The 23,573-nt window shown below is 57.8% G+C and carries 20 protein-coding genes; 9 read left to right on the forward strand and 11 right to left on the reverse strand.

The features are described 5' to 3' along the window. Nucleotides 1–135: 135 nt before the first annotated feature. Both C1N56_RS00955 and C1N56_RS00960 read right to left on the reverse strand, forming a co-directional pair. Nucleotides 136–459, reverse strand: a complete 324-nt coding sequence (locus C1N56_RS00955; RefSeq protein WP_394517014.1) for a hypothetical protein — start codon at nt 457–459, stop codon at nt 136–138. Nucleotides 460–484: 25 nt separating this feature from the next. Continuing rightward, nucleotides 485–1,237 carry a S6 family peptidase gene (locus tag C1N56_RS00960; protein ID WP_394517015.1) on the reverse strand — a complete coding sequence of 251 codons (753 nt, stop codon included), beginning with the start codon at nt 1,235–1,237 and terminating at the stop codon, nt 485–487. 178 nt (nt 1,238–1,415) lie between these two features. Here C1N56_RS00960 and C1N56_RS00965 point away from each other — a divergent pair, with 178 nt between their 5' ends. Beyond that, the gene (locus C1N56_RS00965; protein ID WP_088516543.1) at nt 1,416–1,763 is read left to right on the forward strand and encodes a hypothetical protein; all 348 of its coding nucleotides are present in this window, start codon (nt 1,416–1,418) and stop codon (nt 1,761–1,763) included. A 361-nt stretch (nt 1,764–2,124) separates the two neighbouring features. Here C1N56_RS00965 and C1N56_RS00970 read toward each other — a convergent pair whose 3' ends face one another. After that, a complete protein-coding gene (locus C1N56_RS00970; protein ID WP_031279815.1) occupies nt 2,125–2,619 on the reverse strand; it encodes a helix-turn-helix domain-containing protein in 495 nt (164 codons plus the stop codon). Between the two features lie 372 nt (nt 2,620–2,991). Here C1N56_RS00970 and C1N56_RS00975 point away from each other — a divergent pair, with 372 nt between their 5' ends. Next, entirely contained in the window at nt 2,992–3,960 is a 969-nt protein-coding gene (locus C1N56_RS00975; protein ID WP_394517438.1) for an alpha/beta fold hydrolase, read from the forward strand. Between the two features lie 7 nt (nt 3,961–3,967). Here C1N56_RS00975 and C1N56_RS00980 read toward each other — a convergent pair whose 3' ends face one another. The 3 genes from C1N56_RS00980 to proP all read right to left on the reverse strand — a co-directional run bounded on the left by C1N56_RS00980 (nt 3,968) and on the right by proP (nt 7,868). Next, entirely contained in the window at nt 3,968–4,942 is a 975-nt protein-coding gene (locus C1N56_RS00980) for a GGDEF domain-containing protein (protein ID WP_088516893.1), read from the reverse strand. Between the two features lie 116 nt (nt 4,943–5,058). After that, entirely contained in the window at nt 5,059–6,036 is a 978-nt protein-coding gene (hemB, locus tag C1N56_RS00985) for a porphobilinogen synthase (RefSeq protein WP_031279816.1), read from the reverse strand. Between the two features lie 326 nt (nt 6,037–6,362). Next, nucleotides 6,363–7,868, reverse strand: a complete 1,506-nt coding sequence (proP, locus tag C1N56_RS00990) for a glycine betaine/L-proline transporter ProP (protein WP_021508120.1) — start codon at nt 7,866–7,868, stop codon at nt 6,363–6,365. A 358-nt stretch (nt 7,869–8,226) separates the two neighbouring features. On the opposite strand from proP, the gene C1N56_RS00995 reads away from it, so the two are divergent. Together C1N56_RS00995 and C1N56_RS01000 are read left to right on the forward strand one after the other, a co-directional pair. Next, nucleotides 8,227–9,018, forward strand: coding sequence for a hypothetical protein (locus C1N56_RS00995; RefSeq protein ID WP_283341965.1), 792 nt, complete (start codon nt 8,227–8,229; stop codon nt 9,016–9,018). Beyond that, complete coding sequence (locus C1N56_RS01000) at nt 9,011–9,481, forward strand: hypothetical protein (protein ID WP_021508122.1); 471 nt, start codon at nt 9,011–9,013, stop codon at nt 9,479–9,481. Before C1N56_RS00995 ends, C1N56_RS01000 begins: the two co-directional genes overlap by 8 nt. A 27-nt stretch (nt 9,482–9,508) precedes the next feature. Here the strand turns inward: C1N56_RS01000 and C1N56_RS01005 are convergent, their stop codons facing one another. Next, entirely contained in the window at nt 9,509–10,468 is a 960-nt protein-coding gene (locus tag C1N56_RS01005) for a D-2-hydroxyacid dehydrogenase family protein (protein WP_394517016.1), read from the reverse strand. Further along, nucleotides 10,443–12,047, reverse strand: a complete 1,605-nt coding sequence (locus tag C1N56_RS01010; protein WP_215800565.1) for an EAL domain-containing protein — start codon at nt 12,045–12,047, stop codon at nt 10,443–10,445. Before C1N56_RS01010 ends, C1N56_RS01005 begins: the two co-directional genes overlap by 26 nt. A 211-nt stretch (nt 12,048–12,258) precedes the next feature. On the opposite strand from C1N56_RS01010, the gene C1N56_RS01015 reads away from it, so the two are divergent. Further along, entirely contained in the window at nt 12,259–12,381 is a 123-nt protein-coding gene (locus C1N56_RS01015; protein WP_283341962.1) for a hypothetical protein, read from the forward strand. 4 nt (nt 12,382–12,385) lie between these two features. Here the strand turns inward: C1N56_RS01015 and C1N56_RS01020 are convergent, their stop codons facing one another. After that, nucleotides 12,386–13,462 carry an AI-2E family transporter gene (locus C1N56_RS01020; RefSeq protein WP_150059640.1) on the reverse strand — a complete coding sequence of 359 codons (1,077 nt, stop codon included), beginning with the start codon at nt 13,460–13,462 and terminating at the stop codon, nt 12,386–12,388. A gap of 208 nt (nt 13,463–13,670) precedes the next feature. Between C1N56_RS01020 and C1N56_RS01025 the strand changes: the two genes are divergently transcribed. The 3 genes from C1N56_RS01025 to iolB all read left to right on the forward strand — a co-directional run bounded on the left by C1N56_RS01025 (nt 13,671) and on the right by iolB (nt 17,807). After that, entirely contained in the window at nt 13,671–14,894 is a 1,224-nt protein-coding gene (locus tag C1N56_RS01025) for an MFS transporter (protein ID WP_394517017.1), read from the forward strand. Between the two features lie 568 nt (nt 14,895–15,462). Then, on the forward strand, nt 15,463–16,968 hold the full coding sequence (locus C1N56_RS01030; protein WP_021507389.1) for a CoA-acylating methylmalonate-semialdehyde dehydrogenase: 1,506 nt from the start codon (nt 15,463–15,465) through the stop codon (nt 16,966–16,968). 23 nt (nt 16,969–16,991) lie between these two features. Further along, a complete protein-coding gene (gene iolB, locus C1N56_RS01035) occupies nt 16,992–17,807 on the forward strand; it encodes a 5-deoxy-glucuronate isomerase (protein WP_058759327.1) in 816 nt (271 codons plus the stop codon). Between the two features lie 86 nt (nt 17,808–17,893). Here the strand turns inward: iolB and C1N56_RS01040 are convergent, their stop codons facing one another. Together C1N56_RS01040 and iolC are read right to left on the reverse strand one after the other, a co-directional pair. Continuing rightward, nucleotides 17,894–18,736 (reverse strand): MurR/RpiR family transcriptional regulator, encoded by an 843-nt coding sequence (locus C1N56_RS01040; protein ID WP_088516544.1) that lies wholly within the window; start codon nt 18,734–18,736, stop codon nt 17,894–17,896. Between the two features lie 408 nt (nt 18,737–19,144). Next, nucleotides 19,145–21,058: a bifunctional 5-dehydro-2-deoxygluconokinase/5-dehydro-2-deoxyphosphogluconate aldolase gene (iolC, locus tag C1N56_RS01045; RefSeq protein WP_394517018.1), complete on the reverse strand. Its 1,914-nt coding sequence runs from the start codon at nt 21,056–21,058 to the stop codon at nt 19,145–19,147. 545 nt (nt 21,059–21,603) lie between these two features. Here iolC and iolD point away from each other — a divergent pair. Further along, on the forward strand, nt 21,604–23,538 hold the full coding sequence (gene iolD / locus C1N56_RS01050; protein WP_021507393.1) for a 3D-(3,5/4)-trihydroxycyclohexane-1,2-dione acylhydrolase (decyclizing): 1,935 nt from the start codon (nt 21,604–21,606) through the stop codon (nt 23,536–23,538). Nucleotides 23,539–23,573: the final 35 nt, after the last annotated feature.

Consider the following 23,573-nt stretch of genomic DNA (forward strand, 5'->3'; position numbering starts at 1 on the left):
ATGAAAATAACGAGAATCGCAAACTTAAAGCGACCAATTAACGTGGCAATTAAGTTTTGTCTGGTTTTTTTTTCAGAAAAGCATAAAAAAGCCCGGTAAGACATGTCCCGGGCTGATGCGTGGTGAGAGCCGTGATTAAAAACTGATTTTCACACCGGCCTGCAGATTCCAGTCGCTGATGCCTTCCTGCGTCAGGCGCTGCTGGCCCTGAAGCTGGGTGTTAAGCTCCAGATTGTCCAGCACCTGCCAGCCGGCGTAACCGCTGTACTGCAGGCTGTTACCGCCGCGTCCGGTGGCGAAGTGCGCTGCCTGCTGGCCGTCACCAATCGCTACCCGATCGCGCTGGCTGATGCGCTGCACGTAGCGCGTTTCTGCGCCCAGCTTCAGCTTCCCGTTGAGGCGGAAGTCGTATTTTACGCCGCCGGAGAGCTGCCACTGCAGCGGATTATCGTAGCTCACCTGTGCGCCGTTGTGGTTGCGATCGCTATCGATCCAGCTGGCCTGCAGTTTTACAGCGCTTGTCGATACTGTCCCAGGCAAATATCGGACTACCGCTATCACCTGAACGGGTACCAATGCTCAACGGAGAAAATGCCGGATTATCTGGCGCGAAGGTTCGCCACTTTATGTAGTAATGATAGAAAGTTGTAATGGCGCCGGGTTTAAAGGTTCCACCGGTGTTATAGACGTAGGCGCCATCGATAGGTATCAATTTACCGCTTTCTGGATCGTCGATTTGCTGATAACCCGCACCCAGGCGGGCAAATACGGTATAGCGACTGCGATTCGCTAATAATTCTTCACCGCCGATGTAAGGCGAAGGCGCGCTTTCGACGACCACCTTATTAACCCGCGGTAAATGAAAGTCTCGCGTAGGATCATTATTGTAGTTAATGCCACGGTAATTCGGCGAAAATTTGGCTTTTTTGCCTAAATTCAGCGACAGAACATATCGAACATGTTTGGCACCTGTGACAAAAGATGGCGCGATAAATGAGCTGAAACCCTCGTCGCTGACCATGCTAAAGTCCGGCATCGGCACGTCCAGTACATAGCCGTCAAAGCTGCCATCTTTGCGATAGAGGGGAATATCGGTGGCACCGATAGCATATTTGCCCCGGTTTTCGGCAAAATCGCGGTATTCCTGTACGTCAATGTCATGGCGCATAATCCCGGCATAGGGTGAACCGCTAAGGCACAAGGTACCAATCAGCAGCGCCAGCTGGCTTTTTTTCATGATGTTCATTCCCTGAATGACGAGGAAATTTGAGCGGGCTACTTTATAAGCACATCGGTGTATCCCCCGTTAAGCCTCGTCTCAATCTGTCGGAGAAAAGCCTGAAAATGGCGTGCGGCATGGCGCGGCGAATCTGTTAAGATCGCGGCGGTTTCTTTTTCAGCTGGTCAATAAATCCATGTTAAAAATCAAATTTCTGCTGCCGCTGCTGCTGGTTATCAGTGCGCTGGTCTGGTGGCTGATGCCGCATTACAGCGATGAGGACAAGGCTTACTACATCGCGACCTTTTGTACGCTGACCCATGACGGGCGCGATAACAGCGCACAGGCGATGCAGCAGATTATTGAAGGCGGTAATTCGGATTACGCGCTGCAGAAGATTCATTTCCAGTCCGGGCTGGCAGAGCATCTGCAAACGGTGTGGCAGGATTTGTCGCCGCAACAGCAGCAGCAGGCGCGGCAGGACGCGTTTGTCTGCCGCCAGTTGATGTCAGATAAGCTGCTGCCGGGCCAGCCGGTGCGCTGAGAAATAAAAGGATTTCACCGGCCGGACAGGCACGGTGCGGCGGAACATCAGCGCGATGAATCGCGCCGCTACAATCTGTGCGGTTGATAAGCACCGAAATGACGTTTCGCACGTACCGTAGCGGCGCAATTTATTGCGCGATGCCTGAATGGACACGGCGCAACTCAGCATCAGCGCGATAAGTCGCGCCGCTACAATCTGTGCGGTCGACAGGCACCGAGATGATATTTCGCACGTACCGTAGCGGCGCAATTTATTGCGCGATGCCTGAGTGGACACGGTGCACCTGAACATCAGCGCAATAAATCGCGCCGCTTCTACTCACGCGGTTATAAATATTTTCCCGAAATATCAGACGTGATTAACGTACCGCGCAGCTAATACGCGCTGGAAACTTCCCATTATTTTCGCTGACCGGATTAACAACCGGTTTTTCCTGCTCGCTGCGATTAAACCCGACCTTGCGACACAGCGCGCAGGGATCGTCACTGCTGCGCAACAGGGCTTCGGCAGCATCGCTCAGCTGGCGTTTACGGCAGAATAGCGGCGTGCAGCCCATCACCTGTTTAAACGAGCGGGTAAAGGATTGCTGACTTTCGAAATGGTATTTAACCGCCAGACTGATAATCGGCGTGCGGCTGAATTTCAGCTCGTTCACGCAACAAATCAGTTTCTTTTTGCGAATATAACGCGCCAGCGTTTCGTTATGGTAACGGGCAAACAGTTTCTGTAAATACCATTTGGAATAGCCAGATTTCAGTGCAATATCATCAATGCTCAAACGTTGATCCAGGTTGGCCATAATCCATTCGGTCACCGAATCAATCACCCCTTGGTTGTATTTTTGCTGCATCATTATGGTCCTCCAATAACTCGACACAGTGTAATTAAATTAAACTTTTTAAGCACTGTCGTAACGTAAAGTTTTATCAGGAAATGGCTTTTTTATTAATTGTCATCAAGACTGGTCTTGTTTATCGTGAAATTAATCGCCGACATGTTGTGATGATGTTGAATAGTTGCCGTAATTACGGCCGTTATTATTAACGCAAATGGATTATCGCTTTGCGCGGCTTAACAGTTAAAGGTGTGACGGGCGGCGGCACGGCGCATCAATATCCACCGGCGGTTTTCGTGCCAGACTGAGGGTTTTTCCCTGTACAAAAGAGGTCACATGACGTTTCGTTTTCGATTAAAACCGTTACTCAGCGTAGCGCTGGCGTCAGCGATGCTGTGCGGCACGCTCAGCGCGCAGGCCGCAGAGGCCGTGTATGGCGAGCAGCTGGAGGGATTTCACTATCCTTATCCGCTGCAGCATTTTACCTTCTCCTCCCAGCAGCAGTCGCTCAGCATGGGCTATATGGACGTGAAGCCCGCGCAGCAGGCCAATGGTCAGACAGTGGTGCTGATGCACGGTAAAAACTTCTGCGCTGCCACCTGGGAAGACACCATCAACGCGCTGAGCCAGCAGGGCTATCGCGTGATTGCGCCGGATCAGATTGGTTTCTGCACCTCCACCAAACCCACCCGCTATCAGTACAGCTTCCAGCAACTGGCGCAAAACACCCATCAACTGTTAGCGCAGCTCGGTGTTGAGAAAGCGGTGATCGTTGGCCACTCGACCGGCGGTATGCTGGCGACGCGTTACGCACTGATGTATCCGCAGCAGACGCAGAAGCTGGTGCTGGTCAATCCGATTGGCCTTGAGGACTGGAAGGCGAAGGGCGCGCCGTGGCGCTCGGTGGATCAATGGTATCAGCGCGAGCTGAAGCTCGACGCGGCGGGCATTAAGAAATATGAGCAGCACACCTATTACAGCGGCCAGTGGAAGCCGGAATATGACAAATGGGTGCAGATGCTGGCCGGGCTGAATAAAGGACCGGGGCATGGGAAAGTGGCGTGGAACTCGGCGCTGATCTACGACATGATTTTCACCCAGCCGGTCTATTACGAGTTTAAAGACCTGAAGGTGCCGACCACGCTGATGATCGGCACGGCCGATACCACGGCGATTGGCAGCGATATCGCTTCACCGGCGGTGAAAGCGCAGCTCGGCCATTACAATGTACTGGGCAAACAGGTGGCACAGCTGATTCCCGGCGCGCGGCTGATTGAGTTCCCCGGTATGGGGCACGCGCCGCAGATGGAAGCGCCAGCGAAGTTTAATCAGACGTTGATTGACGAGCTGGCGCATTAAGGAGCGGCTATCTGCGCGGCTGCCTTTTCTGGTACTTGGCGGCGTACATGCGTGCGTCGCTGCTTTCCAGCAGCTGCTCCAGCGATTGCGGCTGCTGCGGATCGAATTCCACAATGCCCGATGAAAACTGCAGCGTGTAACGCCGCTCCAGATCCTGCATCTGTTTATGCAGATAATGGGCGAAGCGCGCCAGCGTCGCTTCCGCCTCGTCCTGACGAATACCGTTCAGCAGCACCACAAACTCATCGCCGCCGAGCCGGGCAAAGATATCGGCATGGCGAAAACTCACCTTCATGGCATCGGCAAAGTCCATCAGCGCGCGGTCGCCCTCGCGGTGTCCATGCCGGTCATTGATGGCCTTAAAACCGTCGAGATCGAGAAACGTCAGGCTGGCGGGCAGCTGTCTCAGCTGGCACTCATTCAGCGCCATCTGTCCCAGCGTCATAAAGCCGCGCCGGTTGGTGATTTGCGTCAGCTCATCGGACGTCGCGGTCTGAAACGCTACCAGCTCGGCTTCGGCCATGGCCGCCAGATCGCGCAGCGCGTGCAGATCCTCCGCGTTGAACTGGCGAGCATGATTATCGATGATGCACAGCGTACCGACTTTGGCACCGGACGGCGTGCGCAGCGGATAGCCCGCGTAGAAACGCACCGGATTGTCTGCATCGGTAACCAGCGGATTATCGCTGAAGCGCGTGTCGGCCAGCGCGTCCTCTACCACCATCACTTCATCCTGCAGGATGGTATGACCGCAAAAAGAGATGTTACGCGCGGTGGTTGGCCGATCAAAACCGTCGCTGGATTTAAACCATTGATAGTCATTCTCCAGCAGACTGACCATCGCGACCGGAACGTCAAACAGACGTCGGGCAAGGCGGGTTAAACGGTCAAAACGCTCTTCTGTGGGTGTGTGCAGAATGTTGAGCGCACGTAACTGGGCCAGACGCTGTGATTCGTCCGCAGGCAGTGCAGGTGCTTTCATCGCGTAACTCTTGTTAATGATGGATGTGTTACAGCAAACCGGATGTCGTGCCCGCGCAGGGGCAGAGAGCACTAAACAACCGCGGCAATGCGCGATTGTTTAGCGTAACGAGAGGATCAGAGCACTTTTTGCTCGGCAAGATCAAGGGCGAAATAGCTGAAAATGAGATCGGCACCGGCACGCTTAATGGCACCTAAGCTCTCCAGCACCACATTACGTTCATCAATGGCGCCCGCCTGAGCGGCAAATTTGATCATCGCGTACTCACCGCTCACCTGGTAAGCCGCCAGCGGCAGCGTGGTGCGCTCGCGGATATCACGCAGAATATCGAGGTAAGCGCCTGCCGGTTTGACCATCAGCGAATCTGCACCTTCCGCTTCATCAATCAGCGACTCGCGAATCGCTTCACGGCGGTTCATCGGGTTCATCTGATAGGTTTTGCGGTCGCCTTTCAGCGCGGTGCCCGCTGCTTCACGGAACGGGCCGTAGAACGACGAGGCGAATTTGGTGGAGTAAGACATGATAGCGGTATCGGTAAAACCGGCCGCGTCCAGCGCCTGGCGAATCGCTTTCACCTGGCCATCCATTGCTGCTGACGGCGCGATGAAGTCGGCACCGGCCTGCGCAGCAACCACCGCCTGTTTGCCGAGGTTAATCAGCGTCTGGTCGTTGTCGACGCCGTGATCGCACAGTACGCCGCAGTGGCCGTGGCTGGTGTATTCACAGAAGCAGGTATCGGACATGACAATCATTTCCGGCACCGTGTCTTTGCAGATGCGCGACATGCGCGCCACGAGGCCGTTTTCGTTCCACGCATCGCTGCCGGTGGCATCGGTGTGGTGCGAGATACCAAAGGTCATGACCGAACGGATACCGGCTTTGGCGATGCGTTCGATTTCGTACGCCAGACGTTTTTCCGGAATGCGCATCACGCCCGGCATGGCGTTGATTGGCACGTAATCATCCACGCCTTCTTCAACGAAGATCGGCAGGGCCAGATCGTTCAGGCTGAGGTGGGATTCCTGGAACAGTTCGCGCATCGACGCGCTTTTGCGCAGTCTTCTTGGGCGCTGAATGAGATTGAAATCAGACATGCTCGATTAACTTATGCTGGTGAAAAAAGTGGCGACAGTTTACCCCTTTTCGCCGGGTAGCATGAAGGATTGTGTGCGGTGCGGGCCGGGCGTTGTTGCCGGTCGGCATGAATGCCGACCCTACAGCGCACCAGGCCACCGCAGAATCATCACCCGCAGGGCACGCATTGATGCGCACCGGGAATCAGCAGAATCCCAACTCGCAACATACCCGTAGGGTGCGCATTGATGCGCACCTGGAAGCATCACCCGCAGCACACACATTCTCACGCACCCGGCAACCGCAGAAACAAAACTCCCGCCGGGTGGCGGGAGTGAAGGGCAGATTACTCGTTGATGTCCGGGTGCTGCTGCACCAGGTTTTTCCGCTTCGCCTCAAGGCGGGCGATCTCTTCATCAATATCTTCAATCTTCTGCTCGATGTTGTCGTGATGCTCCTGCAGGATCTCACGCGCTTCTTCGAGGTCCGATGCCGCCGGTGTCGCGCCGCGCAGCGGTTTGTTGGCGGTCTCTTTCATGTACAGACCGGTCACCAGACCGACCACCGCCACCACCATCAGGTAGTAAGCCGGCATATACAGATTGTTGCTGGCTTCCACCGCCCAGGCGGTCACGGTTGGCGTCAGACCGGCAATCAGAATCGAGATGTTAAAGGCGCTGGCCAGCGCACTGTAGCGAATGTGCGTCGGGAACATCGCCGGCAGTGACGAGGCCATCACGCCGGTGAAGGCGTTGAGGATCACCGCCAGCAGCAGCAGACCGGCAAAAATCAGCCCCAGTACGTTACTGTTGATCAGCATAAAGGCCGGAATCGCACAGAAGAACAGGGCGATACTGCCGACGATCACGAACGGACGACGGCCGAAGCGGTCGCTCAGCATGCCCATCACCGGTTGCACAAACAGCATCCCCATCATGATGGCGATGATAATCAGCACGCCGTGATCTTCCGAGTAGTGCAGGTTATGCGACAGATAGCTCGGCATGTAGGTCAGCAGCATGTAATAGGTCACGTTGGTGGCAAGCACCAGACCGATACAGGCCAGCAGGCTTTTCCAGTGTTTGCTGGCAATCTCTTTAAACGACACTTTTGGGCCGTCGCGCAGACCTTCGCGGTCGCCTTGCTCCAGCTTCTCAACATGCTGCTGGAACGCCGGGGTCTCTTCCAGTGCGTGACGCAGATACAGGCCGATAATGCCCAGCGGCAGCGCGAGGAAGAACGGAATACGCCAGCCCCAGTCGAGGAATTTCTGCTCGCCAATCACCGTTGAGATCAGCACCACCACGCCCGCGCCTAGCACGAAGCCGGCAATCGAACCAAAGTCCAGCCAGCTTCCCATGAAGCCGCGCTTACGGTCCGGCGAATATTCGGCGACGAAGATCGACGCACCGGTATATTCCCCGCCCACCGAGAAGCCCTGCGCCATTTTCGCCAGCAGCAGCAGTATCGGTGCCCAGATACCAATCGAGGCGTAAGAAGGGATCAGGCCGATACAGAAGGTACTGATCGACATGATGACAATGGTGATCGACAGGATTTTCTGGCGACCGTATTTATCGCCCAGCATGCCGAAGAACAGGCCGCCCAGCGGACGGATCAGGAACGGTACCGAGAAGGTCCCGAGTGCGGCAATCATCTGCACGCCTGGCGAGGCGTCCGGGAAGAACACTTTACCCAGCGCGTAGGCCACAAAGCCATAAACACCGAAATCGAACCATTCCATCGCGTTACCGAGTGACGCGGCGGTAATGGCCTTACGTAAACGAGCGTCATCGATAATCGTGACGTCATCCAGCCCAATAGGTTTTACACGCTTCCTACGTAATTTCATGAGGTTACCCTGTATTGGAATTCAAAAAGTCCTCAACGCTGCGGACTCGGTGGAGCGCTCAGTCCGCGGCGTTGAGAAAATTAAAGCATAGCCGTGAAAGTGGTTTTTTCCCTGGCCTGCCAAAGCAATTATTACTCAGGTAATTATTGCATCCCGCGACAGAGTATACCGTTTAAATGTGATATTTGTCATGTTTCCGCCAATAACTGGCTATTTTTTGGCTAAAACTATGGCCGTTTTGGTCCGCAATCGCGGCAAAAAAATTGTCTGAATCGCGACGCAGGCCGCAGCGCAGATGCGCGGGCGAGCGAAAATATCTATACTTGCGCCAGTTTCTCTGCCGGAGATCGGGCGCCGCATGGCACGCTTTGTTTTATTTGCAAAAAGTCTCTGTTTTGACGTTGACCAGCAGGTCCTCTTTCCGGTGCGGTCGCCCGCGCACCGCGTGGCACTGACGCCGCTGCAAACCGCCATTCTGCGGCGCGTGATTGATGCGGATGGCAAACTGGTGCGCAACCAGACCCTGCATGCGCTGTTCCAGCGCGTCCCCAGCGACACACCATTCGCCGAACGCCTGACGGCCACCATTGCCGCCATCAATCAGCAGGCGCAGCTGGCACACGCGCCGGGGCCGCTGGTGCATCAGGTGCCGCTGATTGGCTGCGTGCTGGCCGATCAGGTCGATGTGGCGCCGCTGAGCGATGAGCCGGTGGCTGCGCCAGCGGCAGCGGTGGTCAGTCCGCAACCTGCGCCCGCGCCGGCCAGCGTCAAGAAAAAGCGGCCTGTGCTGCGCTGGGTAATCGTTGCGCTGCTGCTGGTGAATGTCGCGCTGGCGCTGCTGGCACGCCAGATGTTTGCGCCGGTGCAGCACGATGCGCTGGATTTCCGGCCGCTGCTGCGCATCCAGAACAGTCAGGTGTTTATTCCCAGCCATCTGAAAGCCGATTCGTGGGTGGTGCAGGACGCGCTGCGGCGCTATCGGCAGTGGCAGCCGCGCCTGCCGGATGGCTCAGCGCCGCCGATGGTGTACATCAACCCGGTGCGCACCCGACTCTTTTCCAGCACCTTCCTGTGCGCCAAACCGATCGCGCAGAAGGACAACGAATGTATTTCATGGATGGTGTCAGCGCAGGAGATACCCGATGCGTAAAGCGATAATCACCACGGCAGTGGTGCTGGCCTTTGTGCTGCCGTGGGCGCTGGCGCTGCTGCTGCGGCCGGCAGAACCGGTGCCGGAGTGGTGTGAGGTACCGTATCGTATTGATCATGAAGGCGCGCCGGCTGGCGCGATTGATGCCACCATTCGCACGCGCTTTAAGGCGGACGGCAGCGGCAGCTCAACGCTGACCGGCACCGTCACGGTACGCGATCGCCACTATCGCCTGCATCGCGTATCCGATACCACCTGGCGCCGCCAGGGCGATTTCATGCTCAGCACCACGCGCAACGTACGTATCCTGGCAGACGACACCGTACCGCCCGCGCTGGCGGCACAGATCGTGTTTTCGCCAGCGCGCGAGGGCAATAACGATTATTACCAGATGTACCAGCTGCCCAATGGCGACCAGATGATCAATTATGCCGGGCTGCCGCGCCTGTACTGCCACAGCTAACCCCGGTGCTGTCGACGCGCCGGGGGCTTAAAGCAGCGAGCGCAGCGGCGCGCCGTGCAGCCAGCCAGCAATATCTTCCACCGCCTCGCTGAAGTAGGTGCGGTAATTAGTGTCGGCGACATAGCCCAGATGCGGCGTTGCCAGCACGTTCGGCAACTGACGCAGCGGATGATCGGCCGGGAGCGGCTCCTGTTCAAAGACATCCAGCCCGGCGCCCGCCAGCTGACCAGACTGCAGCGCGCTGATCATCGCCTGCTGATCGACAATCCCGGCGCGCGAGGTGTTAATCAGCAGCGCGCCCGGCTTCATGTGCGCCAGCGCCGCGCCGTCCAGCAGATGACGGGTGCGCTCACTCAGCACCAGATGAATCGATACCACATCGCTCGCCCCGAGCAGCGCCGGCAGCGAAGCCATCTTCTCTGCGCCGCACGCCGCTGCGCGTGCTTCGCTCAGGTTCTGGCTCCAGGCGCACACGCGCATGCCAAAGGCGCGCGCCACGTTAGCCATCTCACCACCAATCTTGCCCAGCCCAAGCAGGCCGAGGGTTTTGCCGTGCAGCGCCATGCCCAGCGTATGCTGCCACGCACCGTTGCTGCGCAGCGCCTGGCTCTCCGCCGGGATATGGCGTGCCAGACCGAGCAGCAGCCCCCAGCTCAGTTCCAGCGGCGCCGCGCTGCTACTGGCGGTGCCGCACACCGCAATCAGCCGTTCGGCACAGGCGTGCAGATCGATTGAGGCATTGCGCATGCCGGAGGTGACAATCAGCTTCAGATTGGGCAGGCGGCCTATCAGCCGGGCGCTGAGTGGCGTGCGTTCGCGCATCACCACCAGAATGTCGGCGTGCGCGATGTGAGCGACCAGTTCATCTTCGTCGGCGTAGTGGCGGTGCAGTGCGGTAGTTTTTACCTGCGGTTGCAGCGATGCCCAGTCGGCCAGCGACAGGGCAACATTTTGATAATCATCAAGAATGATGCAGTTCAGGCTCATGGTGGTCCTCAACGGGAAGCGGTTGGCGCCCCTGCTGATTAAGCCAGGCGCGAAGCTGGTTATTGTCCATCGGACGGGCGTAATAATAGCCCTGAATAAACACCACGCCACGCTGCTGCAGATACTGAAATTGCAACGCGGTTTCTACCCCTTCACCCAGTACCTCGAGCTGCAGCTTGTGGCACAGATTGATGATGGCATCCAGCACCGGGGTTTCGATCTCCAGTCCTTCAATGGCGTTGATAAAGCCGCGGTCAATCTTCAGGTAATCGAGCGGGAAGGTCATCAGATAGGAGAGCGCGCAGTGGCCGGTGCCGAAGTCGTCAATCGCCACCTTCATGCCGTGTGACTGCAGATAGCGCAGCTTGCGCGACACCGCGTCGCCGTCCTCGATCAGGCTGCGCTCAGTAAGCTCCAGCGTGATCAGCATCTGTTTGTCACGGATGTTGCGGGCAAAACGCATCATGTCCTGCACAAAATCGGGGTGTTGCAGATGCTCAGCCGCGAGGTTAAAGCCAATGTGGAAGCCCGGTTCAACCTGCCAGCTCTGGATATCTTCCGCCATCATCGCCAGCAGATGCTGGGTCAGCGGCACGATCATGCCTTCCGCTTCGGCATGGCTGATGAAGATGTCCGGGCGGATCATTTCGCCGTTGGGCCGCTGCCAGCGCATCAGCGCTTCCGCACCGGTGCAGCGCTGAATCCCGGTGCTGTACACCGGCTGATAGTGCACCGTGAACTCACGGTTGCGTATCGCCCGGCGAATTTCATCCGCCCATGAGAGGCGGCGGCGCAGCCAGTTGGCGGTCAGCACCATCAGCAAAATCGAAAAGATGGCGGCCATTGGCAGGAAAATAAGCAGCGCCTGACGCCAGGCTTTGATCAGCTCGGCGGCGGGTACCGTCACGCTGACGCTGATTGGATAGCGGCTGGACTCCGCCTGATAGTTGGCGCTGCTGAGGTACGGCAGCTCTGGCTGGTCGTCCGGACCGCTGGCGATGGGGCTGCCGCCGTTGAAGCGCAGGCTCATCTGATAACGGTTCGACTCGCCGATGGCGCGCATGAAATCCATCAGATACTGGCCATCAATCACCGCCCAGAAACCGCTGCTGTCCGGCAGGTGACGCACGAAAATCACCGCCGGGCGATCCGGTACGCCGGAGGTGCCGCGAATCGACAGGCTCCACCAGGCTTTGCCGGTCACCGGCGGAGACTGCATCATCATCCCGGCCAGCGTGTCGTGCTGCAGCCCGTAAGCCGACGAGCAGGTGATTTCGCTGCCCTGCAGGGTACCAATCGAGCGGAAGTAGGCGTTAAGGGTGCCGGCGCGCTGCAAATCTTCATCAATATCGGCGCAGCGACGATTCTGGTACTGACGCAGGCGGGTCACCATATCCCAGGCGCTGTCGCTCATCTTTTCTGCCTGCGTCAGCAGGGCATTGGCGGTGGCAATTTGCTGCTGGCTGACCGTATGGCGCGCCTCAATGGCTGTGCAAAATATGCCCAGCACCAGCGGTAATAACCCGGCACAGACAATCAACAGCCAGCCAAAATCGCGTTGTCGTTTTTGCAGAGGCACCAGACTTTCCTCGGTCGGTTTAAGCAGCATTCAGGAAGCGCGTTACGGCGTCAGCAGCATAACACTTTCCCGCGGCCGTGCATGTTAGCGTTTTGATTTTCCACCAATCTGATACAAGTCAATTATGGTTTGCGCTTTGCGTTTATTGACAATGTTTTGCCGTTACTGGCATTTTCCGGCAGGAAAAGCCTGTGGCACGAGATGAGTAAGAATGTTGCGCCAGAATCATCAGGTATGGCGATGCGCACTGACGCCATACGGCGGCAACGTCACTGCGCAGGGGCGCTGCCAGACGATCGGCAAATACGGATCGTCTGGCATCGTGGCGTGGTAAGACGTTACGGGCGCGGCGCGGGCCGGTTATTTTTGACGCGCAGGCGCGGTTTGGGGCGGCCATTACCCAGCATTATCGCCAGCCGGCTGCCGCCCGGCGTGGTTTCCATCAGGATTTTGGTAACGCTGGTCAGCGGCACCGACAGCAGCATCCCGACCGGACCGAGCAGCCAGCCCCAGAAAATCAGCGACAGAAACACCACCAGCGTTGACAGTCCCAGCCCACGTCCCATCAGGCGCGGTTCCAGCATATTGCCAAACACCATGTGAATGGCACTGAACAGCGCCGCCACCAGCACGGCGTCATACACATCATTCAGCACCAGCGCCTGAATAAACGGCGGCACACCGGCGATAATCGGGCCGATATTGGGGATAAAATTGAGGATAAAGGCGACAACACCCCAGAACAGCGCAAATTTGACGTCCAGCAGCATCAGCACCAGCCACACCGCCAGCCCGGTAATCAGGCTGACCAGCGTTTTCAGTGCCAGATAGTGCGTGACGCCCTTCAGCGCCTTGTGCAATCCGGCGATGCGGATCTGCGGATTCATCATCGCATTGCGCAATTTGTACGGCAGATGGTGCACCTCAAACAGCATGAACACCACGGTCAGAATCAACAGCACCACATTGGTCATGGCACCGGAGAACTGCGCCAGCAGCGTGGTGGCCATGTTCATAATCACATTGGGATCGAGCCGTGCCGCCAGTGCGCTGGTGGAGATATTGATATGAAACTGTGCGGCAAAATGCTGCAGCACCGTCAGCTTCTGTTCCAGCAGGCTGCGGATTTGCGGATAGGTATCGCTGAACTCGCTTACCGAACTGGCCAGCACCCCGACCAGCAGCAGCATCACAATGAAGATCACCGTGATCACCAGCGAGATCGCCACGCCGCGCCGCAAACCCCGGCGCATCAGCAGGGTCACCAGCGGATTAAGTACAATCGCCAGGAAACTGGCGAGTAAGAAGGGCACCAGAATATCTGACGCGGCACGAATGCCCGCCAGAATAATCACTAACATCGCCAGCTTGACCAGGATGTTCTGGCCAATTTTCTCCTGTGGCTTTTCGTTCATTCCCTCTCCTGAATGGTGGTTCGCTGTGGAAAGTGTAGTTGAACGCCAGTAAGTAATTGTTTGTTTAGGAGTAAGCGAAGCGAACCCGATAAGCGCCGTCGGAGATACCGCCATCGGCCCGCCGCGAATCGACGGTGCGCACGGCGAGAAAAGGCGTATAGTGAAGCTTCAGCTATAAAAATTCCGTCAAACACGAGCCCAATCACTCATGCCTGACCAGCCCGCCGCGGCCGAATACAGCCGTTTTCGTCTGAATTTACAGATTCTCTCCATCGTGAAGTTCAACTTCGCCACCTATCTCACCATTGGCCTGCCGCTGGCGGTGCTGCCGGGCTTTGTCCATGACGGCCTGGGCTACAGCGCTTTCTGGGCCGGCGTGGTGATCAGTCTGCAATATGTCGCCACGCTGCTAAGCCGTCCGCATGCCGGTCGCTATGCCGACAGCTGGGGACCCAAAAAGGTGGTGGTGCTTGGGCTGTTTGGCAGCCTGGTGAGCGGGCTGTGTATTTTGCTGTCGGCGCTGATAGAGGAGCAGGAGGTGCTCAGCCTCGCGCTGCTGTGCCTCGGGCGCGTGCTGCTGGGCGTCGGGCAGAGTTTCTGCGGCACCGGCACCTCGCTGTGGGGCGTGGCGAAAGTCGGCTCGCTGCATATTGGCCGGGTGATCTCCTGGAACGGCATTGTCACCTATGGCGCAATGGCGATTGGCGCACCGCTTGGGGTGATGATCTTTCGCAGCGGCGGCCTGCTGCTGCTCTCCAGCGTGATTATCGCCATCAGCGTGCTGGCGATAGTGCTGGCGCTGCCCCGGGCGTCGGTGAAAGGCAGCAAGGCCAAACCGCTGCCGTTCCGCGCGGTGCTCGGTAAGGTATACGGTTTTGGCCTGTTGCTGGCGATGGGCTCGGCGGGCTTTGGCGTGATCGCCACCTTTATCACCCTGTTTTATCAGGAGCAGGGCTGGGATGGTGCCGCCTTCGCGCTGACGCTGTTCAGCGCTGCGTTCGTCGGCATGCGCCTGCTGTTTCCCAATGCCATCAACAAGCTCGGCGGGTTGCGCGTCGCCAGCCTGTGTTTTGCCGTTGAGGCGATTGGCCTGCTGCTGGTGGCGGGCGCGTTCGAACCGTGGATGGCGAAGTTCGGCGCTTTTCTCACCGGCGCCGGTTTCTCGCTGGTGTTCCCGGCGATTGGCGTGGTCGCAGTCAAAGTGGTGCCGCAGCAGAACCAGGGCAGCGCGCTGGCCACCTACACCGCGTTTATGGATTTGTCGCTCGGCATCACCGGTCCGATCGCGGGCTTTATCATGAGCTTCGCCGGCGTACAGCTGGTCTACCTGCTGACTGCGCTGCTGGTGGGATTTGCGCTGCTTTGTACCCTGCGGATGATCAAGCGTCAGGCTGGGATGCCAGCCGAGGACGCTGCGTCCAGGTCGCCATAAATGGCGCCCCTACAGCATGACAGAGCGCGCATTGATGCGTACCAGGCAATCCGCTGCGGCAATCACGCATCGGATGGGGGAAACAGGTGAAAAAAAGGCCTCCGACCGAGGCCAACACTAACAAAAGCGTGTCGCTAAGACACAGATAAGGGTTCGTTTCACATCGTATTGCCTGCAGATGCTGCAAAGAAAACATTTATTTCGTTTTAATTGAATTATGAAATAACGGATATTGGATCTGCCTCGCAAAAATTTCATATTTCGTTTCATCCAGCCACGCTGCGGCGCTGACCCTCTCGCTGACTGCTCGTCCTGCGAATCTCGCTGCTGCTGATTACGGGCGCAGGCAGCATCGGCATTGTCATCAGGCCCGCACTTTGCGCCAGTCCGCTAACGCTGGCGGAAAAATGCGATCCAGGCCGCTAAAAGCAAATTTTCCAAAAAGAACTATTTGAAAAATTTATTTCACTGTAATAGCTTCATAGCACGCTTTCCGTATTGCCTGATCGGGCGCGACCCAGACTGACCCGCGGCCTGCAGGGACCTTACACATCAAAGAGGCAACGACATGACTATCGTAGGAAACTTTATCGGCGGCAAAATCACGCACAGCGCCAGCAACGAAACCATTCCGGTCTACGATCCGGCGACCGGCAAAGTGATCCGCGAACTGACGCAAAGCACGGCGGCAGAAGTGGCGCAGGCCATTGAGGTCGCCCATGCGGCGTTTCCGGAATGGTCGAAAACGGCGCCGCTGCGTCGTGCCCGCGTCATGTTCAACTTCAAAGCGCTGATGGAAAAACATCGCGATGAACTGGCGGCGCTGATTGTTTCTGAGCACGGTAAAGTCTGGTCCGATGCACTGGGTGAGCTGACGCGCGGCATTGAAGTGATCGAATTTGCCTGCGGCATTCCGCACCTGATCAAAGGGGAAAACTCACCGAACGTCGGTTCCGGCGTCGACAGCTATTCACTGATGCAGCCGGTGGGTGTGGTTGCGGGCATTACGCCGTTCAACTTCCCGGCGATGGTGCCGCTGTGGATGTTCCCCATCGCGCTGGCGTGCGGTAATACCTTTGTGCTGAAGCCGCCGGCGCTCGATCCTTCTGCCTCGGTACGCATGGCTGAACTGCTGAAAGAAGCGGGCCTGCCGGATGGCGTGTTCAACGTGGTGCACTCCTCAAACGAAGACGCTGAGCAGCTGTATAAAGATCCGCGCATCGCGGCGGTCAGCTTCGTCGGCTCGTCCGGCGTGGCCGAGCACATCTACAAAACCGCCAGCGCGCATGGCAAACGCGTGCAGGCCTTCGGCGCCGCGAAAAACCACGCCATTGTGATGCCGGATGCCGATCTGGATGCCACCGTGAACGCCATCATGGGCGGTGCTTTCGGTTCTGCCGGGGAACGCTGCATGGCGCTGCCGGTGGTGGTGGCGGTTGGCGACGATACAGCCGATAAACTGATTTCGCGCCTGACGCCGCTGATCAAAGCGCTGCGCGTAGGTCCGGGCATGCAGCAGGGTGCCGAAGAGAATGAAATGGGGCCGGTGGTATCCGCTGCGCACCAGAAGAAAGTGCTGGGCTACATCGACAAAGGTGAGCAGGAAGGCGCGACGCTGGTGGTTGACGGACGCGGCGTGAAAGTCGCAGGCCATGAAGAGGGCTACTACGTTGGCGGTACGCTGTTCGATAACGTCACGCCGGAGATGGTGATTTGGCGCGAAGAAATTTTCGGACCGGTGCTGAGCATCATGCGCGCCAGCGACTTTGACAGCGCGCTGCAACTGGTAAATAGCCACGAATTTGGTAACGGCAGCGCCATCTTCACCAGCAACGGCCATACCGCCCGTGAATTTGTGCACAACGTGGAAGCGGGCATGGTGGGCGTCAATGTGCCGGTGCCCGTGCCGATGGCGTTCCACAGCTTTGGCGGCTGGAAGCGTTCGGTGTTTGGTGCGCTCAACGTGCACGGTCCGGACGGGGTGCGTTTCTACACCCGCATGAAAACGGCAACCGTGCGCTGGCCAAGCGGTCAGCAGACCGTTTCTGAATTCAGCATGCCAACGCTGGGTTAATGTCGCGCAACAGGAGAAACAGGATGTCACTGATTTCAAAAGTGCAGCAGCCGGACAGCCACGGGCGTATCCAGCACGTGACGCCCGAGAGCGCCGGCTGGGAATACGTGGGCTTTGACGCTTATCTGCTGAAAAAGGGCCAGACGCTGCGGTTAAGCAGCGGCGAGAGAGAGCTGTGCCTGGTGCTGGTGGCCGGTCTGGCGTCGGTGAAAACCCGCGACGCAGAATTCCCTGGCATCGGTAAGCGCCTGTCGCCGTTTGAGCGCACGCCGCCTTACTCGGTTTACGTGCCGCATCATGATGAGGTTGAAGTCACTGCCGACAGCGATCTGGAGCTGGCGGTATGCAGTGCGCCGGGCAGTGGCAATCTGCCGGCGCGGCTGATTGCACCGCAGGATGTTGGCGTGGAGCACCGTGGCAAAGGGCGCAATCAGCGCCTGGTGCATAACATTCTGCCGGATAATCAACCGGCCGACAGCCTGCTGGTGGTCGAGGTGTATACCGACGAGGGCGCGACCAGTTCGTACCCCAGCCACAAGCACGATGAGAAGGACAGCCCGGACGAAACCTATCTGGAAGAGACCTATTATCACCGTTTCGATCCTGAGCCCGGTTTCGCCATGCAGCGCGTGTACACCGACGACCGTTCGCTCGACGAGTGTATGGCCCCGTATAACCGCGATGTGGTGACGGTGCCGCGCGGGTATCATCCGGTGGCGACGCTGGCCGGTTACGATAACTATTATCTGAACGTGATGGCCGGGCCGGTGCGGCTGTGGAAATTTACCTGGGAGAAGGATCACGCCTGGGTGAACAGCGAGCAGTATCCGCGCCGTTAATCGGGTCTCCGCGCGGTCGCCGGAAATGCGCACAGATAAAAAAAGGCAGCCAGATGGCTGCCTTTGTTCCATTCGGTACCCGGGGTTTATTCGTTGCTGCTGTTATTCAGCGCCAGCGACACCGCCAGGGTTTGCGCCAGGCAAAGCGAGGCCACCTGCGAGCGGAAGCCATCCACCTGCGCTTCGCGCACCACAAAACAGACATCGCTGAACGCCGCCAGCGGACTCACCTGGCTGTCGGTGATGGCGATCTGATGCGCGCCACGTTTAGCGCCCAGCTCCACCAGTTCCACCGCTTCACGCGCATACGGCGAGTAGCTGATGGCGATGACCACGTCTTTCGGATTCACCATGCTGAGCTGTTCAGTGAACATGCCGCCCAGGCCATCAATCAGAAAAGCGCGACGCTCCAGATGGCGCAGCGCATACACCAGATACGAGGCCACGCTGAACGAGCGGCGCAGACCGATGATGTAGATGTTCTCCGCCTCGTTGAGCATCTTCACCGCTTTGTTCAGCTGGTCGGGATTCACCTGCATCGCCAGCTGCTGCAGCGCCTGGCTGTTGACCATGGTAAAGACGTTGAGGATCTCCACCGGGCTCTCCGGGGAGCTGGCGCTGTCGTCGGTGGCCGTCTGGCGGAACAGGCGCGCCCGTTCGGTATAGTTCACGGTCTCTTCCATCAGGTGCTGACGAAAGACCTGTTTCATTTCGTTGAAGCCGCTAAAGCCGAATGCGTTGGCGAAGCGGATCAGCGTGGAGGGCGGAACATCCGCCTGCTGGGCGATAGAGGCGACGGTATCAAACGCGATGCTGTTGCTGTTATCAAGGATATAACGAGCCACCTGCTTCAGGCGTTTACTCAGCGTCTCGTAGCGACGACGGATATCGTCCTGTAACAAGGTTAATTGCGTTGGGTTATTGGTCATTACTTCGGCCCGTCAGAAAAGGAAATATGGCTGGATAATGAGCGCTATAGTACCAGATGGATGGAAAATTTCATTTGTTTGACGCTATCGTGAAGGCTATTTCATCGGTTTATGAATTGCCTCACAAAACTCAGGGGGTTGAGGGCTTTCCCTCACCCTAACCCTCTCCCGCAGGCGGGAGAGGGGACAGTCCGGAGCGGTTTATCAGGCGGGTCGCAAGGTTTTGCTTCTTCATTCAGTGAGGGAGGGGACAGTCCGGAGCGGTCTGACAGGCTTGGCACAATGCTTGACGACCTGCCTGAACGGCTCCCTCTCCCGGTGGGAGAGGGCGGGGGTGAGGGCATCCGCGCGCAACTCACTAAAAAGCGGCCCGTCAGGCCGCTTCTCAGTACATCCTCTTCAAATGCGTCAGCCGCGCGCGGCGCGCCAGTAGCCAATCAGGCGCAGATAATTGCCTTTCACGGTCTCAATCAGCGCCTTATCATCCAGCTCACCGTTCAGCCACTGGCGTGACGGCTGGCCAAAAATGGTGCGACCCACGGCAAAACCTTTCACCCACTTCGCCTGCGCGGCGGCGGCGAAGCCAGCTTTCAGCTTCTCTTCCGGCGCATCAAGGCCGAGTAACAGAATGCCGCGACAGTGCGGATCCTGCTGCTCAATCAGCTCGCCGATTGCCTGCCAGCTCTCCGCCGCCAGCGGTGGCAGTTTCCACCAGTCCGGCTGCACGCCCAGGCTGTAGAAGTGGCTCAGCATATCGTAATAGTAGGACTCGTTACGGTCCGGGTTGCTCTCCGGCAGAATCACTTCCAGCAGCAGCTCGTGCCCGCTCTTGTTACAGCTGCGCCACACATCAAGAACCAGGTCGTCCTGCTCTTTACGCAGTTCGGCACTGTCGTGCGGATGGTAAAACACCAGGCACTTGACCACATGCTCAGCCGGCCAGTCCACCAGCTGAGAGCCAATGTTACCGTGCTCAAGACGCAGCGGACGTGAACTCGGCAGCTCGATGGGCCGGCCAATCCACCAGTGTTTACCGGTAATGGCGTTGAGCGCTTTCTGACCGTACGTGGTATCCGCCAGGATACCGCTCTTTTCATTGAGACCGGCTTCGTTGGCCGCTTCCTGTGCCGCCTGCAGCAGCAGCAGCTTCAGCTGCGGAATGCGCTCTTCGCTGACGCCCGCTTCGCGCGCCATATCGGCCAGCTGTTTACGGTGGTCGAAGGCGAACACGTTCAGCTCCGGCCACTGCTGTTTACGCGTGGTGACGCGATGCAGATGATTAAGGCGCGCGTCGAGATCCGGACGTTTCACCGCGTTGTCGCGGCTAAGGAAATCGTCCAGCTCCTCCTTTGTTGGCATCGCCGGCGCACAGCCGTGACGTGACACCACCAGCGCGCCGCAGGCATTGGCGTAGCGGCACGCCTGCTCCCAGCTCTCATCACTGAGCCAGCCGCGCAGCAGACCCGACATAAACGCATCGCCGGCGCCCAGTACGTTGAGCACCTCAACGCGCACGCCGCTGTGCAGGCGCGTCTGTTCCCAGCTATCGGGAATCTCGCCCTCAAACACCACACAACCCAGCGGCCCGCGTTTGCAGACCAGCGTGGCGCTGCTGGCCTTACGCACATTTTTCAGCGCGGTCAGCGTATCGGTACTGCCACCAGCGATATGGAACTCTTCTTCCGTTCCGACGATCAGATCGAAATAGTGCACCACTTCCTGTAGCTGCTGCGTCACCTGGCCGGATTCGATGAAACGCGTTTCACCGTCACCCAGTGAGGTCAGACCCCATAGCACCGGGCGATAATCAATATCCAGCGCGGTGCGCAGGCCGTTGCGCCGGGCGATATCCAGCGCTTTCAGCACCGCCGCCCGCGTGTCCGGATGCGACAGGTGGGTGCCGGTTACCGCCACGGCGCGGGACGAGGTAATGAACTCTTCGCGAATATCCTCGGGAACCAGCCCCATATCCGCACAGTTGTCGCGATAGAAAATCAGCGGAAAGGTCTCTTCGTCTTTGATGCCGAGAATCACCAGCCCGGTCAGGCGCTGCTTATCGGTGATCAGCCCGTCAGTATTGCAGCCCACGCGCTGCAGTTCTTCACGCAGGAAGCGGCCATTGTGTTCGTCACCGACGCGCGCCAGCATCGCCGACTTCAGCCCCTGAATCGCGGTGCCATAGGCTACGTTGCCAGAAGAGCCGCCGAGGTATTTGTTAAAGCTGGTCATATCTTCCAGGCGCGAGCCAATTTGCTGGCCGTAAAGATCGACGGCGATGCGTCCAATACAAATCACATCAAGCCGCTTCTGTTGTGTACTCATACTGATGGTTTCCTTCTGTGATAAGCAGACACGGCGGGCGCTGCCGCCCACTATCAAGCGCAATGCTTCCGGGATCTCAGGGTGCCTGACTGGCTATGTGGGCAGTATGAGGAATAAAAATTCCAAACACAATATGAAATGAAACATCCATCGCGATTTTGTGAGCCAGGTAAAACTCTGGTGCCGCCACCTTTCCCGCCCTTTACGGCTTGCCCGTTTCGCGGGTGCTCTGGCTTGTGAGCCAGCTCGCAGGAAATGATGACGGATGAGAGGAAGCTGCTGACGTGAAATGAAATTTCGTTATGATGGCTGAGGCACAGCAGGCTGTTTCACTTTGCTGTCATCCCGTCCCGTCATCGCTCGCGTTTCAGCGCCGAATTTGATCTTCATCGCAAAATGAAATGTTTCTTCTGTAATCAGGTTTAATGGAAAAAACATTTGTTTATAATCGCCACACGTTTCACTTAGCGTCGGGCGCGTTTTCACCGCCGACCCGAACCGCGTCGTACCCCCTGAGCGGGTACCACATGTAAAGGAAGAAGCATATGGGCACTATCAGACTGACTACCGCACAGGCGCTGGTGAAATTTCTGGATAACCAGTACCTGAACGTTGACGGCGTTGAAACCAAATTTGTGCACGGCATCTTTGCTATTTTCGGCCACGGCAATGTGCTCGGCCTCGGCCAGGCACTGGAGCAGGACAGCGGCGATTTACAGGTGTATCAGGGCCGTAACGAGCAGGGTATGGCGCACGCTGCCATCGGTTTTGCCCGGCAGTCGCTGCGCCGTCAAATCATTGCCTGTACCTCTTCCGTCGGACCGGGTGCCGCCAACATGATTACCGCGGCAGCCACGGCAACAGCCAACCGGATTCCACTGCTGCTGCTGCCGGGCGATGTGTTCGCCACGCGCCAGCCGGACCCGGTGCTGCAGCAGATCGAGCAAAGTCACGATCTCAGTATCAGCACCAACGATGCCTTCCGCGCAGTGAGTAAATACTGGGACCGCGTGAGCCGTCCGGAGCAGTTGATGACCGCCTGTATCAATGCGCTGCGCGTGCTGACCGATCCGGCGGAAACCGGGGCGGTAACGCTGGCGCTGCCGCAGGATGTGCAGGGCGAAGCCTGGGATTTCCCGGAATACTTCTTCCAGAAACGCGTGCATTTGCTTGACCGGCGTCTGCCGACGGCGGCCCAGCTGGACGCGGCGCTGGCATTGATTGCGCGTAAGCACAAGCCGCTGATTGTAGTGGGTGGCGGCGTGAAATACTCCGATGCCGGTCAGGCGCTGCTGAGCTTTGCCGAGCGTTTCAATATTCCGTTTGCCGAAACGCAGGCCGGCAAAGGCACCATCGTTTCCGACCATCCGCTGAACGTGGGCGGCGTGGGTGAAACCGGCTGTCTGGCGGCGAACCTGCTGGCTAAAGAGGCCGATCTGGTGATCGGTATTGGTACGCGCTATACCGATTTCACCACGGCTTCAAAATGGATTTTCCAGCATCCGGAAATCAGCTACCTCAACATTAACGTCAACAACTTCGACAGCTACAAGCTGGATGGCGTGCAGCTGCTTGCGGATGCACGCGAAGGATTAACCGCGCTGGAAGCCGGACTGAACGGCTTTGAGAATCACTGGGGTGGCCAGATTGAACAGGCGCAGAGCAAGCTGCTGAAAGAGACGCAGCGCGTGTACGCCGCCACTTTCAATACCGACGACTTTATTCCGGAAATCGCTGACCACATCGATCGCACCGCGCTGTTCGCCGAGTTTGAGCGTTTGACAAAGTCGGTGCTGACGCAGAGCAGCGTGCTGGGCACCTTAAACGAACAGCTGCCAAAGGATGCGGTGATTGTCGCCGCCGCCGGCAGTCTGCCGGGTGACCTGCAGCGCGTATGGCGCACCAAAGATTACAACGCGTATCACGTTGAGTACGGCTACTCGTGCATGGGTTACGAAGTGAATGCCGCGCTGGGCGTGAAGCTGGCACAGCCGCAGCGCGAAGTCTACGCCATGGTGGGTGACGGCTCGTTCATGATGCTGCACTCCGAGCTGGTCACCTCGATTCAGGAAGGGGCGAAAATCAACGTCATCCTGTTGGATAACATGACCAATGGCTGCATCAACAACCTGCAGATGGAACACGGCATGGACAGTTTCAACACCGAGTTCCGCTTCCGTAATCCGCAGGGCGGCAAGCTGGATGGCGGCTTCGTGCCGGTTGATTTCGCGGCGATAGCCGCCGGCTACGGCTGTAAAACCTACCGTGTCACCACGCTGGAGCAGCTGAAAGCGGCGCTGGAAGATGCGCAGCAGCAGACGGTTTCGACCCTGATTGACATCAAAGTGCTGCCGAAAACCATGGTGCACAAATACTTCAGCTGGTGGCATGTCGGCGTGGCGCAGGCTTCCACCTCAGAGCGGACGCAGCAGGTGGCCGACAAGCTCAATCAGCATATTCAACAGGCGCGTAAGTACTAACCCTTTTCAGGCCGGCGCTGCCCGGCCGTTTTACC

This window comes from Pantoea sp. SGAir0175, assembly GCF_043547855.1.

Bases quoted from the DNA above. Each gene is read 5' to 3' on its own strand.
- C1N56_RS01000 (WP_021508122.1), top strand. From the start codon at position 9,011: ATGCGTAAAGCGATAATCACCACGGCAGTGGTGCTGGCCTTTGTGCTG.
- C1N56_RS01030 (WP_021507389.1), top strand. From the start codon at position 15,463: ATGACTATCGTAGGAAACTTTATCGGCGGCAAAATCACGCACAGCGCC.
- iolB (WP_058759327.1), top strand. From the start codon at position 16,992: ATGTCACTGATTTCAAAAGTGCAGCAGCCGGACAGCCACGGGCGTATC.
- C1N56_RS00980 (WP_088516893.1), bottom strand. From the start codon at position 4,942: ATGAAAGCACCTGCACTGCCTGCGGACGAATCACAGCGTCTGGCCCAG.
- C1N56_RS00965 (WP_088516543.1), top strand. From the start codon at position 1,416: ATGTTAAAAATCAAATTTCTGCTGCCGCTGCTGCTGGTTATCAGTGCG.
- C1N56_RS00975 (WP_394517438.1), top strand. From the start codon at position 2,992: ATGCTGTGCGGCACGCTCAGCGCGCAGGCCGCAGAGGCCGTGTATGGC.
- C1N56_RS01020 (WP_150059640.1), bottom strand. From the start codon at position 13,462: ATGAACGAAAAGCCACAGGAGAAAATTGGCCAGAACATCCTGGTCAAG.
- hemB (WP_031279816.1), bottom strand. From the start codon at position 6,036: ATGTCTGATTTCAATCTCATTCAGCGCCCAAGAAGACTGCGCAAAAGC.
- C1N56_RS00960 (WP_394517015.1), bottom strand. From the start codon at position 1,237: ATGAAAAAAAGCCAGCTGGCGCTGCTGATTGGTACCTTGTGCCTTAGC.
- C1N56_RS00970 (WP_031279815.1), bottom strand. From the start codon at position 2,619: ATGATGCAGCAAAAATACAACCAAGGGGTGATTGATTCGGTGACCGAA.
- proP (WP_021508120.1), bottom strand. From the start codon at position 7,868: ATGAAATTACGTAGGAAGCGTGTAAAACCTATTGGGCTGGATGACGTC.
- iolC (WP_394517018.1), bottom strand. From the start codon at position 21,058: ATGAGTACACAACAGAAGCGGCTTGATGTGATTTGTATTGGACGCATC.
- C1N56_RS01015 (WP_283341962.1), top strand. From the start codon at position 12,259: ATGTTGCGCCAGAATCATCAGGTATGGCGATGCGCACTGACGCCATAC.
- C1N56_RS00995 (WP_283341965.1), top strand. From the start codon at position 8,227: ATGGCACGCTTTGTTTTATTTGCAAAAAGTCTCTGTTTTGACGTTGAC.
- C1N56_RS01005 (WP_394517016.1), bottom strand. From the start codon at position 10,468: ATGAGCCTGAACTGCATCATTCTTGATGATTATCAAAATGTTGCCCTG.
- iolD (WP_021507393.1), top strand. From the start codon at position 21,604: ATGGGCACTATCAGACTGACTACCGCACAGGCGCTGGTGAAATTTCTG.
- C1N56_RS01040 (WP_088516544.1), bottom strand. From the start codon at position 18,736: ATGACCAATAACCCAACGCAATTAACCTTGTTACAGGACGATATCCGT.
- C1N56_RS01025 (WP_394517017.1), top strand. From the start codon at position 13,671: ATGCCTGACCAGCCCGCCGCGGCCGAATACAGCCGTTTTCGTCTGAAT.